This window comes from Actinoplanes utahensis (assembly GCF_016862455.1).
Classification (GTDB): Bacteria; Actinomycetota; Actinomycetes; order Mycobacteriales; family Micromonosporaceae; genus Actinoplanes; species Actinoplanes utahensis.
Window position 1 is genome coordinate 1 of sequence record NZ_BOMZ01000059.1, and the last position, 15031, is coordinate 15031.

The window sequence follows — 15031 nt, forward strand, 5'->3', positions numbered from 1 at the left end:
CGGTGTGGTGCCGCACCGCTTTCTGAACCGCGTCCGGCCGGTGTGGTGCCGCACCGCTTTCTGAACCGCGCCCGGCCGGTGTGGTGCCGCACCGGCCTTTGTTGAACTGGGGGCGTCGCATAGCCGCCTGACCGGTCAGGCGGGTATGCGACGGTGACGCTGCCGAGGGCGTCGGCCGAAGGGGATCAGGACGGCCAGCCGGCCCGGTTGGAGCAGGTCTCGCGGCTGATGCCGGAGCCGGTCCGGGGGTGGGCGCCGAACCGCTCCCGGTGCAGGTGACTGAAGAGGTAACACATCGCCTCGCACTCGGCGTCCATGATCGCCAGCTCGGGACGGGCCTGGACCGCCTGGTAGAACTCGCGGCCGGCCGCGACGATGAAACCGCGGGCGTAGAGGAAACCGTCGTCGGAACCGTCGGTGAACTCGTGGATGTCCTGCCGGTCGATGTCGAACAACTTGCGCTCGAGAACCCGGTCGAGGTCGGTGAGATCCTGTGCGGACAGGCCGGCGGAGGCGGCCCGGAGCCGCTCCAGGAACGGCTCCAGCCATGGGTCCAGGGCATAGAGCGACTCCTCGCCGGTCTCCGGTGTGCGGTGGAGCAGCGCGAGCCGGATCGCGGCGGGCTCCGGGCCCAGCCCGGCCCAGGCGGACTCGATGAGTGCCCAGAAACGGGCCTCGTCGGCGGCGGTCGGGAGGAGCGCCGTCGGCGCGTCGGTGGTCATGGGCGGAACGTATCAGCGGGGTCCGACAAGAATCACCGCCCGCAGGCGGACACCGATGCCGCCGAGGAACCGTACGGGTGAAAGACGCTCACGAGCGTGAATGAGTGCCGGATTCCGCGCTATGCGGTGGACGTCCGGCGGCCGGTCGGCGTAGGAACGACAGCGGGGCTTCCGGCAGGCCGGGTGCGGCGTGCCGCCCGTGCGTCGCGCATCCCTGCCGCGGTCGCGGAGCCCCGCCGAGGGACCCGAGAGGCGACCGACGATGCCGGACCCTGCTCCCCAGTCGAGTCCTACCCACCAGACGACCGCCGAGCACGGTGAGGCGGTGGCGGCTGCCAACGGCGGAGCGGTGCCCGGCCTGAGTGAGACGGCCGCCGGCGACGGTGAAACGGGGGCTGCCGGCGACGGGGGAGCGGAGAGCCGCTCCAGCGGGACGACGGCCGGCGACGGGGGAGCGGTACCCGGTCTCAGTGAGACGGCTGCCGATGACGGCGGGGCGGTGGCGGCGGAGACGATGCTCACCGCGCAGGACGACGGGGAACTGGAGTTGCCGTACTGGCTGACCAGCACGGAGGAGGCGGCGAACACCACGTTCCTGCAGATGGTGCGGCGGCTGCCCCGTCTGCTGCGGGAGGCGTGGCTGCTCGGGTGGCGGGCCAGCCCGCGGACCACGACGGCGGTGCTGGTCCTGCAGGTCGCGGCCGGTGTCGCGGCGGCCGTCGGGCTGATCAGTGTGGTCGGTGTGCTGGACGGGCTGCTGCTGGCGGGGCCGACACCGGAGCGGGTCCGGGCAGCCGTACCGTCGCTGGCGCTGTTGATCGTCGCCCTCGCCGCGCGCGGGCTGCTCGCGTCGGCGGCGACCGCGGCGCACGGGCGGCTGTCGCCGATGGTCTACGAGGCCGCGGAGATGCGGCTGCTGGATCTGACGACGCGGGTGGATCTGGCCACGTTCGACGATCCGGGTTGGCGGGACGCCATGGAACGGGCCCGGGACCGTGGGATCAACGCCGCCCAGCAGGTGGTGGACCACGGCATCGAGGTGCTGACGCACCTGGTCGGGCTGGCCGCCGCGGCCGGGGTGTTGGCGGTGCTGCATCCGGCGCTGCTGCCGATGCTGGTGCTCGCGGTGGTGCCGACGGCGTGGGCGGCGGTGCGGTCGGCGCGGCTCGGCTACCGCAGCAAGCTGCGGCTCATCGCGGTCTGGCGGCGCCAGCGGATGCTCGCCTACCTGCTGGCGGCACGGGAGCCGGCGGCCGAGTTGAGAGCCTTCACGGTACGGCGGTTCCTGCTCACCGAGGTCGGCCGGCTGCTGCGGATCTCCACGCTGGAGGAGATCCGGGTGATCGGCCGGGTGGTCCGGACGAACCTGGCGGGACAGGCGCTGAGCGGGCTGGCGACCGGTCTGGCGTACGCCATGCTGTTCTGGTTGCTGTGGAGCGGCCGGATGGAGCTGGCCGTGGCCGGCGCGGCCGCCTACGCGATCAACATCGGGATCGGGAAGCTCAGCGAGCTGGCGTTCACCGCGAACCGGGTCTACGAGCAGGGACTCTACTTCTCCGACTTCCAGGGTTTCTGCGAACTGTCGCTGGCGCGGGCCGAGGCGGAGCCGGGCCTTCGGGCGCCGGAACGGTTCACCGAGATCCGCCTGGACCGGGTGACGTTCAGCTATCCGGACGCCGAACGGGCCGCCGTGAAGGACGTCAGCGTGACCCTGCGCCGCGGCCAGATCATCGCGCTCGTCGGCGAGAACGGATCCGGCAAGTCGACGCTGGCGGCGGTGCTGGCCGGTCTGTACCGGCCGCAGCGGGGCACGGTCACCTGGGACGGGGTGGATGTGACCCGGTTCGATCCGGAGTCGGTGCGGGAGCGGGTGGCGGTGGTGATGCAGGAGCCGACCCGGTGGCCGCTGTCGGCCCGGCTCAACATCGCGATCGGGCGGCACGACCGGCCGGCGACGCTGGCGCGGGTGCGGGAGTCGGCGATGGCCGGCGACGCCCACGAGTTCGTGATGGAACTGCCGCGGGAGTACGAGACCCTGCTGTCCCGCCACTTCACCGACGGCGCCGACCTGTCCGGCGGCCAGTGGCAGCGCCTTGCGGTGAGCCGGGCCTTCCATCGGGACGCGCCGCTGCTGATCTGCGACGAGCCCACCGCGAACCTGGACGCGCGAGCCGAGCACGAGGTCTACCGGCGGCTGCGGGGCCTGGCCGCCGGGCGGACCGTGGTGCTGATCACCCACCGGATGGCGAGTGTCCGCGAAGCCGACCGGATCTACGTGCTGGACCACGGGTCGGTCGTCGAGGAGGGCGATCACCAGGAGCTGATGGCGGCCGCCGGGCTCTACGCCCAGCTGTTCACGCTGCAGGCCAGCGCCTACCAGTCCGCGTGAGCCCGGGTCACCGTGGCCGGACGGATCTGATGGGACCGAGCGGGCGGCTGGCCGTCCGCCGGGTGGCGAGCGAAGATCGGGACATGAGGGAACTGCTCCAACGACTCGGGGTCGAGCCGGCGCCCGCCACCCTGCTGCAGTTCTCCACCGCGTTCTGCGCGCCGTGCCGGGCCGTCCGCCGGGTCAGCGCCGAGGTCGCCGCCCTGCTGCCCGGCGTGCGGCACGTCGAGGTGGACGCGGAGAGCCACCTCGACGAGGTCCGCGAGCTCGGGATCGTACGCACCCCCACGCTGTTGATCCTCGACGCCGCCGGGCAGGAGGTGCGCCGCGCCACCGGAGTGCCCACCAAGCCGCATCTGATCGCCGCCCTGGCGGAGATCCTCCCCGCTCAGGCCTGAGCCACCACCGGAGGTCGAGGGCGCGCTGGTCCGGATGAAGCACCCGCTGCGCTGGATCGAGCGCGACGAGGAGTTGCCGGCGGCGCTGACCCGGGAGGAGCCGGCCCAGCTGAACGGCCTGCTCCGGAAGGTCCTCGTCTCCCTGGAGGAGAAACAGCCCGGCCGCTCTCCGCGGTGGGTCACGGCGCCGGGCATCGTCGCGGCGCCCCGGGGCGGCCGGCCGCGTTCCTCGGCGCAGCCGTCGGGCTTCGCCGGGGCTGCGATACGTACATCCGGATTCGGCGCCTGAAAAATAGAAACGCCGAATCTGTCCGGAATGTTTAGAATTTCGGTGCGTCGGGAGCTTCCAGCAGACCGAGCCGGAGAGCCGTCATCAGCGCCTGCGCCCGGTTGGCCGCACCCAGCTTCTCGTAGAGCTTCGAGATGTGGGTCTTCGCCGTCGACTCCGAGACGAAGAGCTGCTTGGCGATCCCGGCCACGCTCATGCCGTCGGCGAGCAGGCGGAGCACCTGACCCTCACGCGGCGACAGCTGCGGACCGGACGGGGCGAGCCGCCGCTTCATGGCCTCGGCCAGATCGGCCGCGGTGAACGCGCTGGGCGCCGACGCGGCGTGCCGGGCGGCCGCCACGACCTCGTCCGCGGGCGCCGTCTTCGGCACGAAAGCGCTGGCCCCGGCCTCGAGAGCGCCGAAGAGCTGGTCGTCGCCGGCATACATGGTCAGGACCACGATGCCCATGTTGGCGTTGTTCTTGCGCAGGGCGCGGGTGGCCTCGAGGCCGCTGCCGTCGGGCAGGCGAAGATCCATGATCACGACATCCGGCTGGAGGGCGCCGGCCTGGCGCACCGCCTCCGCCGCCGTGGCGGCCTCACCGACGACCTCGAACTGACGGTCGCGCTCGAATGCGTGTCGCAGCCCCTTACGGATCAGATCGTGATCGTCGACAAGGAGGACCTTGGTGCGCGTCGTCGGCGCAGGACTGGTCGACATGCTCGGGTTACTCCCCTTCTGGAGCTGAAACGCTATCCCGCACGCTATCGCGCCGGGGCGGTGTTCCGAGCACTACAGCGACGGTTGTCCCGCTGGGGTGTCGCGGCGTGATCTTGAGACGACCGCGGATGCGTTCGGCACGTTCCGCCATGATGGTAAGACCGTAGCGGCCGTCGGGGCGGGTGTCCGCGAACCCCTTGCCGTCGTCGGACACCTCGATCTCGGCGTACGGCGGGTCGACCGTGCAGGTGACCCAGAGATTCGACGCCCCCGCGTGCTTGCGCGCGTTGGTGATCGCCTCCTGGGCGATCCGGAGCAGTTCGGCCTCGGTCGCGGCGGGCAGCCGGGCGGTCGACTCGTCGAACGTGAAGTGCACCCGCAGCCCGGCGCTGGTGCCCAGGGTCCGGGCGTACTCCGCGATGGCCGCGGCGAGGCCGCCGTTGCGGTCGACCTCGGAACGCAGCTCGAAGAGGCTCAGCCGCAGCTCGGTGATCACCCGGGTCACCTCGGCGCGCAGCACGCGCAGCTCCTCGGCCGTCTCCTCGGCGCCCTCCGGCAGCGTGGCCTGCGCGTTGTCGATGCCGTAACCGACCATCACCAGTTCCTGGGCGACCCCGTCGTGGATCTCCCGGGCCAGGCGCTGCCGCTCCTCGTTGGTGGCCAGCGAGCGGACGTCGTCGAAGAGCAGGGCGGCTTCCAGCCGCAGCGAGGCCGGGCCGGTCACCTCGGTCACGGCCTGGACCACCGAGGAGGGGTACGCCCCCGCGGCGTCCGTCTCCAGGATGACCAGCCCGATCGTCCGGACCCCGGCGACCAGCGGCACCACCAGCGAGGACACGTCGCCCCCGGGGTGGCTGCGCGCCTGCGACCGGCTGGCGGTCTGCGGCTGCTGGGTGGCCCAGGCGTCGGCGATCCCGGAGTCGGCGTCGAGGGTGGTCTCCCAGTCGACCCGCTCGGCGCCGGTCTGCGCCAGCACGACGAGCCGGCCGCCGCCGCTGGCCGACAGCACCGCCGCCCGGTGACCGGGCGCGACCGCCCGCAGCTCCTCCAGGAGGTGCTCGGAGATGCCGCCCGGGTCCAGGGTCGCGCCGGGCAGCGAACGGGCCACACTGCGCAGCTGGGTGAGCAGGCGGGTGGCCTCCGCGTACGGCTGCGGGGTGGGCTCGGGGGGCTGGAGCAGCTGGCGCATCGTCTCGGCGGCGAACGTGATGATCGCCCCGAGCACCAGCCACTGGCCGCAGGCCGCCAGGTAGCCCGGGGTGCGCAGCATGTCGCCCGGCCCGGCCAGGGCGCCGCCGGCGACCATGGTGACCGCCGCGACGCCGAGCAGCGACAGGCCCTCCCCGGTGCGGCGGTGCAGGGCCGCGGTGAGCAGGGGCACCGCCAGGTAGGGCAGCACCGCCTCGGCGCCGAACCCGGCGTCGACCCGGTCGGCCTCCTGCGCGGCGGCGGCGACCCAGCCGGCTGCCAGGCAGGTGACCGTCACCTCGGCGACCCGGCCCAGCGGCGCCAGGACCGGATGGCCGCGGGCCACGAAGCTGGGCACGGCGGCGACCGCCAGCAGGGCGATCCAGCCGAGCTGGGCCGGCCGGCCGGTGGCGGTCAGGGTCAGGGCCGCGACCAGCAGGAGCATGACGGCGCGGGCCGCGGCTTCGGCGGGGCGGATACGCGCGGAACCACTGGCGAGGGCTGGCACGTGACGGATCGTAGCGGGAGGCACCGGAATCGGCGCGTTCCGGCGATGCCCCGGTCGCGCGAACGGGCGCGTTCAGCGAGTAGCCTGCCGTGCATGGCGGACACCTCGACACAGTCGATTCAGGTCCATGCGCCCCTGGCCCGGGTCGCCGCGGTGATCTGCGACTTCCCGCGGTACCCGGAGTGGGCGGAGTCGATCAAGAAAGTCCAGGTCCTCGAGGAGTACGAGGACGGATACGCCGCGCAGGTGCGCTTCCAGATCGACGCGACCGTGCTGGTCGACGAGTACACGCTGGAGTACGCGTACGCCGACGATCTGTCCCGGATCGAGTGGCGCCTGGTCGAGCCGTCGAAGACGCAGCGCTCCCAGGACGGCTCCTACGATCTGGTGGAGAACGCGGACGGCAGCACGACGGTGACGTACACCCTGGTGGTGGACCTCGCGATCGGCATGCTGGGGATGTTCCGCCGCAAGGCCGAGAAAATGATCATGGACATGGCGCTGAAGGAGCTCAAGCGCCGCGTCGAGAGCCTGCCCGCGGCCTGAGCCGCGAGCCGAGGGGAGCGCGGGATGCCGGGGACAGCGCGGGAGGAGGCGGAGCGCCTGGTCGCGGCGTTGCTCGCCAGGGCCTCGGCGGGCGGGCACTCGTCCGGGGACGGATTCGGCCACCTGGGTGACTCCGTGATGGGCCTGCTGGCGAGCGCCGGCGCCGCCGCCGGCTCCTGGTCGACCGGGAGCGCCGAGTGCTGCGTGTGCCCGGTGTGCAAGGCGATCGCCGCGGTGCGTGACCCGAGTCCGGAGACCGCCGAGCGGCTCGCCGGCAGCGTCGGTGACATCGCCGCCGGGGTGGCCGGGCTGATGCGCGCCTTCGCCACGCTGAGCGGTGAGCGGCCCCGTCCGTCCACGCCCCGCCCGCGCCCGCAGCCGAGCCCCGATCGGGCCTGGTCGTCGGCGACCGACGAGCCGCCCGCCGACGAGCCCGACGCGGAGTCCGATCCCTGGGGCGCGGCCAGCGCCGCCGACGCCCGCGCGGCCGCCGTGGAGCGGGCCCGCAACGAGGCCGCCGCGGCGCGGGCCCGGGCCGCCGCCGCCGAGCGGGCGGTGGCGCGCGCGGTGGAGGCGGCCGAGCGGGCCCGGACGGCGGCGGGATCCACCCGGACCGGGGACGTCTGGGCGGCCGCCACTGCCGAGGCGGCCGTGAACGGCCCGGACGCGCCCCGTAGCGTGGATCATGAGTTGGACGCCGCGGCGTCCGAGGACCGCGACACGGGGACGGGCGACGACGCCCACCCCGGCGGCGCGGTGTAACTGTTTGCAGAGGGGACGGGCAGCGTGACGCTGACCATCGGAATCGACGTCGGCGGCACCAAGGTCGCCGGTGGTGTGGTCGACGAGCAGGGCAACGTGCTCGCCTCTAACCGCCGGCCCACGCCGGCGGACGACCCCGCCGGCACCCGGGACACGATCGTCGAGGTGGCCGCCGAGCTGGTGGCGCAGTACCCGGAGGCGGCCGCGATCGGGATCGGCGCCGCCGCGTGGATCGACGCCGCCGGCTCGACCGTGCTCTTCGCGCCGAACCTGGCCTGGCGCGACGAGCCGCTGCAGGCCTACGTGAGCAAGGCCACGAACCTGCCGGTCGTGCTGGACAACGACGCCAACGTCGCCGCCTGGGCCGAGTTCCGCTTCGGCGTGGCCGCGCACGCCGACTCGATGGTGATGATCACCGTCGGCACCGGCATCGGCGGCGCGATCGTGGTGAACGGGCAGTTGTGGCGGGGTGCCAACGGCATCGCCGCCGAGCTCGGGCACATCCAGTCGGTGCCGGACGGGCATCCGTGCGGCTGCGGCCGGCTGGGGTGCCTGGAGCAGTACGCGAGCGGCAACGCGCTGGTCCGCTTCGGCCGGGCCGGGGCGCGCCAGGAGCCGGAACGGGCCGCCACGCTGCTCGGGCTGGCCGGTGGCGACGCGCTGGCCATCACCGGCCGGCAGATCACCGAGGCGGCGCGGGCCGGTGACGGGGTCGCGATGGACGCCTTCGCCCAGGTCGGCTACTGGCTCGGGGTGGCGCTGGCCGACCTGGCACAGAGCCTCGACCCGCAGCTGATGGTGATCGGCGGCGGGGTGATCGACGCGGGCCCGCTGCTGATGGGCCCGATCGAACGGGCGTACCGGGATCAGCTCGCCAACCGGGACCGTTTCCCGGTGGCCGCGATCCACGCCGCCCGGATGGGCAACGCGGCCGGCGTGGTCGGCGCGGCCGACCTGGCCCGACGCGCCTGAGGCGGCCGGGATGTCCGGGGTTCCGCTGCGGGTGGTCAGCTACAACGTCCACGGGTTGCGGGACGATCGGGCCGCGCTGGTCGGCCTGATCCGTGACCTGGCCCCGGACGTCCTGGTGGTGCAGGAGGCGCCGCGCCGGTTCCGGTGGCGGCAGAAGTGCGCGCTGCTCGCCTCCGAGACCGGCCTGGTGGTGGCCGCCGGTGGGCTGCCGTCGCTGGGCAACCTGCTGCTGGTGAGCCTGCGGGTGGCGATCCGGCGGACCTGGTGCATGCGCTATCCGCTGACGCCGGGACGGCATCTGCGCGGCGCGGTGTTCGCGCAGGGCGCGGTCCGCGGCGCGGCGTTCACCGTCTCCGGGTCGCATCTGGCCACCGACCCGGCCGAACGGCCCGCCCAGGCCGCGCACTGGAAAGCCGAGCTGGACACCGTGACCGGCCCGGCGATCGTGGCGGCCGACCTGAACGAGGGGCCGGGCGGTGGCGCCTGGCGGACGGTGGAGGACGGGCTGCTCGGCTCGTCCGAGGACGTGCCCACCTTTCCGGCGACGGTGCCCAGCCGGCGGATCGACGCGCTGTTCGTCACCCCGGACATCGCCATCGAGAAGTACGAGATCGTCGGGACCGACCGGGCCCGCGTCGCGAGCGATCATCTGCCGATCGTCGCGGACCTTTTGCTCCCTTCCTCCTAAGCGCGGCATCTGCAAGGATCGCCGGGTGCAAGACTCCCCGGACCTCGGCGACCGTGGCGGCGCGGTGTGCGTCATCGGCGCCGGAGCGAGCGGTCTGACCGCCGTGAAGAACCTGCGTGAGCAGGGCTTCGCGGTCGACTGCTACGAGCGTGAGACCTCCGTCGGCGGCGCCTGGAACTGGCGGCACGACCGCAGCCCGGTCTATGCCGGGGCGCATGTGATCTCGTCGCGGCCGCTCACCGAGTTCCCCGACTTCCCGATGCCGGACACCTGGCCGGACTATCCGCACCACAGCCAGATCCTGGAGTACCTGGAGCGGTACGCGGCGCACTTCGAGCTCGGCGACGACATCTGGTTCGGCATGGAGGTCGCCTCGATCGAGCCGGCCGGGGACGGCCGCTGGGACGTGACCATCCGGTCCACCGGCGGCGGCTCGTCGCGGGTGCAGCGGTACGCGGCCGTGGTGATCGCCAACGGGCACAACTGGTCGCCGGTCAGCCCGGAGATCCCGGGGGAGTTCGGCGGGCAGGTGATCCATGCGAACGCGTACAAGGATCCGTCCCGGCTGCGCGGCCGCCGGGTGCTGGTGATCGGCGGCGGCAACACCGGCTGCGACATCGCGGTCGAGGCGGCCCAGCACGCCGACCGGGTGTGGCATTCGACCCGGCGCGGCTACTGGTACGCCCCGAAGTACCTCGGCACCCGCCCCGCCGACCAGGCGCGACCGCGCCGCGGGCCGGCCTGGTGGCGGCAGTGGCGCTACCGCCGGGCGGCCGCCGACCTGACCCGCTGGGGCGTCCCCGCCCCGGACCACCCGCCGTTCGCGAGCCACCCGGTGGTCAACGGCCTGCTGCCGCACTATCTCGGGCACGGCCGGATCGAGCCGGTCGGCGACGTGACCCGGTACGACGGCGCGGCGGTGGAACTGGCCGACGGCCGTCGTATCGAGCCGAACCTGGTGATCACCGCGACCGGTTACCGTCCCCGGTTCGACTTCGCCGCCCCCGAGTTGCTGGACACCGACGAGCACGGCCGCCCGGACCTGCACCTGCACACCTTCGCCCGCCGGCACCCGACGCTCGCGGTGGTCGGCCTGGTGCAGCCGGACAGCGGGATCTTCCCCCTCGCGCACTGGCAGAGCGTCGCGGTGGCCCGCTGGCTGCGGCTGCGCGTCACCGACCCGGAGAAGGCCGCCGCCGTGCAGCGCGAGGAGTCGCAGCGCCCGCCGGCGTCCTGGTCACGGCGTCCGGTGATCCCCACCCGGCGGCACTGGTTCGAGGTCGGTCACGTGGACTACCTGCGTGCCGTCGAGAGCCTTCTGGCCCGGATGGCGGCATGAGCGAACGACGGAAGTTCCGGCCGCCACGGTTCGGATCGCCGATCTTCGGCGAGAGGGGGCCGGCCGAGATGAGTGAGATCCTTCGGTACGAGGACTGGTCCGACCCGGTGCCCGCCGCGGACCGCGAGGTCGTCTCGAGGCTGCCGGACGACGACGCGGGCCGCCCGCCGCTGCTGTTCGTGCCCGGCCACGGCCACGGCGCCGCGGTGTTCGCCGAGCACTGGCTCGGCCATGCGGCGGGCCGCGGCTTCCCGTCCCACGCCGTGACCCCGCGGCCCGGCGGCGACCTGCGTGCCCGGGTTCACGACGTGGTGCAGGTGGCGGCCGGGTTACCCCGCCGGACGGTGCTGATCGGTCACGGGACCGGCGGCCGGGTGGTGGCCGGGGCGCTGGGCCGTTACCCGGCCCGCGCGGCGGTCCTGGTCGCTCCGGTGCTGGCGGGCCGGATCCCGCCGGCCGGGCGGGTCCGGCTGCCGGACCCGGTCGGCGGCCCGCCGATGCTCGTCGTGGGCAGCCCGGACGATTCTGTGGTGACCCGGCCCGCCCTGGACCGCGCCGCCGCCCGGTACGGGGTCGCGCCCCTGCTCTTCCCCGGCATGGGCCACGACCTGATGCTGGAGACGAGCTGGGCCGAGCCGATCGACGCGATCCTGGACTGGCTGCTCAAGGAGCTGTGAGCCGGTCCGCCAGCCGTCCGGTGTGGTCGAGCGCGCTCAGGTAGGCCCGCGCCCACGCCATGATGTCGTGGGTGGCCAGGTGCCGGCGCATCGCGGTCATCCGGGCGGTCAGGTCGGCGCTGTCCGCCTCCATCGCCTGCAGCAGGGTGTCCTTGAGCCCGTCGACGTCGTGCGGGTTCACCAGGAAGGCCTGTTCCAGTTCGGCGGCGGCCCCGGCGAACTCGCTGAGCACCAGGGCTCCCGCGCCGTCCTCGCGGGCCGCCACGAACTCCTTGGCGACCAGGTTCATCCCGTCGCGCAGCGGGGTCACCACCATCACGTCGGCGGTCCGGTAGAGGGCGGCGAGCTGGGAGCGGGTGAACGGCTGATTCAGGTAGTGGATGGCGGGCTCGCCGACCCGGCCGTACTCGCCGTTGATCCGGCCGACCTCTCCCTCGATCCGGTCACGCAGGCCCTGATAGCTCTCCACCCGTTCCCGGCTGGGCACCGCCACCTGCACCATCACGGTGTCCCGCACCTTCACGAACCCGTCGCGCAGCAGCTCGCTGTAGGCCGTGAGCCGGTGTTCGATGCCCTTGGTGTAGTCGAGGCGGTCCACGCTGAGCAGCACCCGTTTCGGCTCGCCCAGGCTGTGCCGCAGCTGTTCGGCCTGACTGACCACGTCCGGCCGGGTGGCCAGCGCCCGCATCTCGGCGACGTCGATGGAGACCGGGAACGCGCCGGTCCGCACGGTCCGCCCGTCGACGGTGATGGCGTCGTCGGTGGCCCGGGCCCCGAGCAGTTTCTGCGCCAGCTGGGCGACGTTGTGGGCGGCCTGCTCGCGCTGGAAGCCGACCAGGTCGGCCCCGAGCATCCCGCGCAGCAGCTCGACGCGCCGGGGCAGCTGCATGTAGAGCTCCGGCGGCGGGAACGGCACGTGCATGAAGAACCCGATCAGCAGGTCCGGCCGTAGGTCGCGGAGCATCCCCGGGACGAGCTGGAGGTGGTAGTCCTGCACCCAGACGGCGGCGCCCGGCTCGGCCACCTCGGCGGCGGCCTCGGCGAACCGCCGGTTGACCGCCCGGTACGTCTCCCACCAGCCCCGGTCGAAGGTCGGCTGCTGCACCGCGTCGTGGTAGAGCGGCCACAGGGTCGAGTTGGCGAACCCCTCGTAATAGCCCCGCAGCTCGTCCCCGGTCAGTGGCACGGGCCGTAACCGCAGGCTGCCGACATCGGGCAGGGCCGGCGCCGGGCCCATTCCGCCGCCCCAGCCGACCCACGTGGCCGGGGTCTGCTCCAGGATCGCGTGCAGGGCGCTGGCCAGGCCGCCGGGACTGCGGCGCCACTCACAGGCTCCGTCCGGAGCGGTGCTGTCATCCAGGGGCAGGCGATTGGCGATGACGACGAGCGAACTCTGACGCATCACTTTAGGTTACTGCGGCGACACCGACCTCTGTCTATACGACGGCGCCGTCGTCGTCCTCGTCGTCCTCGTCGCCCGAGCGTAGGCGCCAGACCAGGGTGCCCGCCCCGCCGACGATCGCGGCGAAGCCCAGCAGCGTGACCGTGAACGAGTCGATCGGCAGCAACCACGGGCACAGGAACAGCACCAGGCCGGCCACCACCCCCAGCACGCCGGTGACCGCGTATTTCGAGATGCGTGGCAGCGGCGGGGGAGGCGGCGGGATGTAGCGCTCCTCCTCGTCGGCCTCGTCGGGCGGCAGGTCGCCGCCGAACGTGTCCAGTCCGTAGAGGATCGAGGGCTCGTCCGGGGGGTCGGTGCGCCGGCGGTTGTGCGGCGTGCCCTCCTCGGTGACCGGCCGGGCCGGCTCCTGGCGCGGGGTGTCCTCAGCGGCCGGCCACGGTGGCGTCGACGCGTCGACCGTGGTGTGGAACCCGGCGACGATCTTGGCCCACTCGGCGTCCACCTCGGCCTGCGGCCGGGGCGCCGGCGCCGGCGGCGACGGTGGGGTGGGCGGTGCGCCGCCGGTCACCTTCTGCAGGTGCTCCTTGGCGGTCTCCAGGTGCGCCCGGTCCACGAACAGCCGGTCGATCGGCCGTGCGGGCAACGTGGTCGCCCGCAGGATCGGGTTCAGATCGGCGGTCGGTTGCAGGTAGGCGGCGATGCCGCCGGCTGCCAGAACGTCGAGCAGATGCTCGCCGATCCGAGGATCCACATCTCCCGCCGCCGCGTAGTCGGCGGCGTCAAGCCCATTGTCGCGCCGCCCACGACGGGCGCCACCCGCTGTCACCGATGCACACCCCCTCGCCCGACCGTGCCTTGAATGGTGACACGGCAGGCGCCTGTTGCGGGAGTGCGTTGTGACGCGCCGCCCCCGCTTCGTACGCTTCCTGTCGCCCCGGACGCCCGGTGGCATCCGTCGAAAGGACGTCAGTGTTCTACTGGCTGCTGAAGTTGGTGGTCCTCGGGCCGCTGCTGAGACTGGTCTTCCGCCCCAAGGTGGAGGGCTTGCGGAACGTGCCCCGCTCCGGCCCGGTGATCCTGGCCTGCAACCACCTCTCGTTCTCCGACTCGATCTTCACCCCTCTGATCATGAAGCGGAAAGTGACCTTCGTCGCCAAGGCCGAATACTTCACCGGCAAGGGGATCAAGGGCTGGTTCTCCCGGATGTTCTTCACCGGCGCGGGGACCATCCCGGTGGACCGTTCGGGCGGACAGGCGGCCCAGGCGGCTCTGGACACGCTGCTGCGCGTGCTGCGCCAGGGCGACATCGCCGGCATCTACCCGGAGGGCACCCGCTCGCCCGACGGGCGGCTGTACCGCGGCAAGACCGGGGTGGCCCGGCTGGCGCTGGAGAGCGGCGCCCCGGTCGTGCCGGTGGCGCTGCTGAACACCGACGAGATCCAGCCGACCGGCACGCTGATCCCGGCGGTGAAGCGGGTCCGGATCCGGATCGGCGAGCCGCTCGACTTCTCCCGGTACGCCGATCAGAAGGGCGACCGTTTCGTCGAGCGGGCCATCACCGACGAGATCATGTACGAGCTGATGGCCCTGTCCGGCCGCGAGTACGTCGACGTCTACGCCTCGACGCTGAAGGCGGCCGCCTAGCCCTGCATCCCCGCGCGGCGGCGGAGGGCCTGCACGTCGGTGACGACGATGCGCCGGCCCTCGGTGCGCAGCCAGCCCCGGCTCGCGAAGGAGCCGATCGCCTGGTTGACGCTCTGCCGGGAGCCGCCGGCCATCTCGGCGAGCTGGCTCTGGTTGAGCTCGATGGTGATCATCGGCGCCTGGCTCTCGCCGGAGAGCCGGACCAGGGTCTTCGCGACCCGGCCGGGCAGGTCGAGGAAGACGTGATCGGCGTTCTGCTCGGTGAGCCGGCGGATCAGGCCGCCGACCGAGCGCATCACCGCGTCCAGGATGCGCGGGTTGGAGTGGACCAGCTCCATGAAGGCGACCCGGGACAGCGAGAGCGCCTGTGAGTCCTCGATGGCCTCGGCCGAGGCGCTGCGGGTCGAGGCGTCCAGCAGGGACACCTCGCCGAGCACGTCGGGCGGGCGGACCACGGTGAGGACCGCACGCTCACCGGTCGGCGCGGTCCGGAACACGGCGACGGCGCCCCGCTTCATGATGATCAGCGAGTCGCCGGGGTCGTGCTCGACGAAGATGATCTGGCCCTTGCGGTAGTGCCGTGGGACGGCAGCGGCGATGACGCGCTGGCGAACCTCCGGCTCCAGCCCGGCGAACATGTCCACGCCGGTTAAGGCGTCGCCGGGATCCGGCATGCGATGGTCCACGGCGCTATCCCTCCCCCGGTGGGGACCGCGTCGGACGTGGCCCGGCGCCGGCCCCACGACGCGAACGATCACTCTTAGCACGAAGCGTGCCTCGAACGCCATTTTCAAAACGGACATC

16 protein-coding genes are annotated in these 15031 nt (G+C 73.0%); 10 read left to right on the forward strand and 6 right to left on the reverse strand.

Translation table 11 applies throughout. The features are described 5' to 3' along the window. Positions 1 to 185: 185 nt before the first annotated feature. A complete protein-coding gene (locus Aut01nite_RS21600) occupies positions 186 to 722 on the reverse strand; it encodes a DUF4240 domain-containing protein (RefSeq protein WP_043523880.1) in 537 nt (178 codons plus the stop codon). A 262-nt stretch (positions 723 to 984) separates the two neighbouring features. Between Aut01nite_RS21600 and Aut01nite_RS21605 the strand changes: the two genes are divergently transcribed. From Aut01nite_RS21605 to Aut01nite_RS21615, 3 genes are all read left to right on the forward strand, one after another. Next, on the forward strand, positions 985 to 3111 hold the full coding sequence (locus Aut01nite_RS21605; RefSeq protein WP_236642612.1) for an ABC transporter ATP-binding protein: 2127 nt from the start codon (positions 985 to 987) through the stop codon (positions 3109 to 3111). Positions 3112 to 3194: 83 nt separating this feature from the next. Continuing rightward, a complete protein-coding gene (locus Aut01nite_RS21610) occupies positions 3195 to 3509 on the forward strand; it encodes a TlpA family protein disulfide reductase (RefSeq protein WP_043523946.1) in 315 nt (104 codons plus the stop codon). Positions 3510 to 3543: 34 nt separating this feature from the next. Next, a complete protein-coding gene (locus Aut01nite_RS21615; RefSeq protein WP_043523878.1) occupies positions 3544 to 3798 on the forward strand; it encodes a hypothetical protein in 255 nt (84 codons plus the stop codon). 31 nt (positions 3799 to 3829) lie between these two features. Here Aut01nite_RS21615 and Aut01nite_RS21620 read toward each other — a convergent pair whose 3' ends face one another. Then, the gene (locus Aut01nite_RS21620; RefSeq protein ID WP_014688640.1) at positions 3830 to 4498 is read right to left on the reverse strand and encodes a response regulator transcription factor; all 669 of its coding nucleotides are present in this window, start codon (positions 4496 to 4498) and stop codon (positions 3830 to 3832) included. A gap of 7 nt (positions 4499 to 4505) precedes the next feature. Beyond that, complete coding sequence (locus Aut01nite_RS21625; RefSeq protein WP_052163462.1) at positions 4506 to 6194, reverse strand: sensor histidine kinase; 1689 nt, start codon at positions 6192 to 6194, stop codon at positions 4506 to 4508. A 93-nt stretch (positions 6195 to 6287) separates the two neighbouring features. Here Aut01nite_RS21625 and Aut01nite_RS21630 point away from each other — a divergent pair, with 93 nt between their 5' ends. The 6 genes from Aut01nite_RS21630 to Aut01nite_RS21655 all read left to right on the forward strand — a co-directional run bounded on the left by Aut01nite_RS21630 (position 6288) and on the right by Aut01nite_RS21655 (position 11178). Next, complete coding sequence (locus Aut01nite_RS21630; protein WP_043523877.1) at positions 6288 to 6740, forward strand: SRPBCC family protein; 453 nt, start codon at positions 6288 to 6290, stop codon at positions 6738 to 6740. 24 nt (positions 6741 to 6764) lie between these two features. Beyond that, positions 6765 to 7502 (forward strand): hypothetical protein, encoded by a 738-nt coding sequence (locus Aut01nite_RS21635; RefSeq protein WP_052163461.1) that lies wholly within the window; start codon positions 6765 to 6767, stop codon positions 7500 to 7502. A 24-nt stretch (positions 7503 to 7526) separates the two neighbouring features. Beyond that, positions 7527 to 8474 carry an ROK family glucokinase gene (locus Aut01nite_RS21640; RefSeq protein ID WP_043523876.1) on the forward strand — a complete coding sequence of 316 codons (948 nt, stop codon included), beginning with the start codon at positions 7527 to 7529 and terminating at the stop codon, positions 8472 to 8474. A 10-nt stretch (positions 8475 to 8484) separates the two neighbouring features. After that, positions 8485 to 9162 (forward strand): endonuclease/exonuclease/phosphatase family protein, encoded by a 678-nt coding sequence (locus tag Aut01nite_RS21645; RefSeq protein ID WP_043523875.1) that lies wholly within the window; start codon positions 8485 to 8487, stop codon positions 9160 to 9162. A 25-nt stretch (positions 9163 to 9187) separates the two neighbouring features. After that, the gene (locus Aut01nite_RS21650) at positions 9188 to 10501 is read left to right on the forward strand and encodes a flavin-containing monooxygenase (protein WP_043523874.1); all 1314 of its coding nucleotides are present in this window, start codon (positions 9188 to 9190) and stop codon (positions 10499 to 10501) included. Positions 10502 to 10569: 68 nt separating this feature from the next. Further along, entirely contained in the window at positions 10570 to 11178 is a 609-nt protein-coding gene (locus Aut01nite_RS21655) for an alpha/beta hydrolase (RefSeq protein ID WP_043523941.1), read from the forward strand. Here Aut01nite_RS21655 and Aut01nite_RS21660 read toward each other — a convergent pair. Beyond that, positions 11165 to 12580, reverse strand: a complete 1416-nt coding sequence (locus Aut01nite_RS21660) for an alpha,alpha-trehalose-phosphate synthase (UDP-forming) (protein ID WP_043523873.1) — start codon at positions 12578 to 12580, stop codon at positions 11165 to 11167. The genes Aut01nite_RS21655 and Aut01nite_RS21660 overlap by 14 nt on opposite strands. Before the next feature lie 34 nt (positions 12581 to 12614). Further along, entirely contained in the window at positions 12615 to 13409 is a 795-nt protein-coding gene (locus Aut01nite_RS21665; RefSeq protein ID WP_043523872.1) for a hypothetical protein, read from the reverse strand. Between the two features lie 143 nt (positions 13410 to 13552). Here Aut01nite_RS21665 and Aut01nite_RS21670 point away from each other — a divergent pair, with 143 nt between their 5' ends. After that, positions 13553 to 14227, forward strand: a complete 675-nt coding sequence (locus Aut01nite_RS21670) for a lysophospholipid acyltransferase family protein (protein ID WP_043523871.1) — start codon at positions 13553 to 13555, stop codon at positions 14225 to 14227. On the opposite strand, the gene Aut01nite_RS21675 is transcribed toward Aut01nite_RS21670, so the two are convergent. Then, positions 14224 to 14901, reverse strand: coding sequence for a Crp/Fnr family transcriptional regulator (locus Aut01nite_RS21675; RefSeq protein WP_373871528.1), 678 nt, complete (start codon positions 14899 to 14901; stop codon positions 14224 to 14226). The genes Aut01nite_RS21670 and Aut01nite_RS21675 overlap by 4 nt on opposite strands. Positions 14902 to 15031: the final 130 nt, after the last annotated feature.

What these genes read in the sequence shown, in the direction of transcription:
- Aut01nite_RS21600 (WP_043523880.1), bottom strand. Translation starts at nt 722, where the DNA reads ATGACCACCGACGCGCCGACGGCGCTCCTCCCGACCGCCGCCGACGAG.
- Aut01nite_RS21605 (WP_236642612.1), top strand. Translation starts at nt 985, where the DNA reads ATGCCGGACCCTGCTCCCCAGTCGAGTCCTACCCACCAGACGACCGCC.
- Aut01nite_RS21610 (WP_043523946.1), top strand. Translation starts at nt 3,195, where the DNA reads ATGAGGGAACTGCTCCAACGACTCGGGGTCGAGCCGGCGCCCGCCACC.
- Aut01nite_RS21615 (WP_043523878.1), top strand. Translation starts at nt 3,544, where the DNA reads ATGAAGCACCCGCTGCGCTGGATCGAGCGCGACGAGGAGTTGCCGGCG.
- Aut01nite_RS21620 (WP_014688640.1), bottom strand. Translation starts at nt 4,498, where the DNA reads ATGTCGACCAGTCCTGCGCCGACGACGCGCACCAAGGTCCTCCTTGTC.
- Aut01nite_RS21630 (WP_043523877.1), top strand. Translation starts at nt 6,288, where the DNA reads ATGGCGGACACCTCGACACAGTCGATTCAGGTCCATGCGCCCCTGGCC.
- Aut01nite_RS21635 (WP_052163461.1), top strand. Translation starts at nt 6,765, where the DNA reads ATGCCGGGGACAGCGCGGGAGGAGGCGGAGCGCCTGGTCGCGGCGTTG.
- Aut01nite_RS21645 (WP_043523875.1), top strand. Translation starts at nt 8,485, where the DNA reads ATGTCCGGGGTTCCGCTGCGGGTGGTCAGCTACAACGTCCACGGGTTG.
- Aut01nite_RS21655 (WP_043523941.1), top strand. Translation starts at nt 10,570, where the DNA reads ATGAGTGAGATCCTTCGGTACGAGGACTGGTCCGACCCGGTGCCCGCC.
- Aut01nite_RS21660 (WP_043523873.1), bottom strand. Translation starts at nt 12,580, where the DNA reads ATGCGTCAGAGTTCGCTCGTCGTCATCGCCAATCGCCTGCCCCTGGAT.
- Aut01nite_RS21675 (WP_373871528.1), bottom strand. Translation starts at nt 14,901, where the DNA reads ATGCCGGATCCCGGCGACGCCTTAACCGGCGTGGACATGTTCGCCGGG.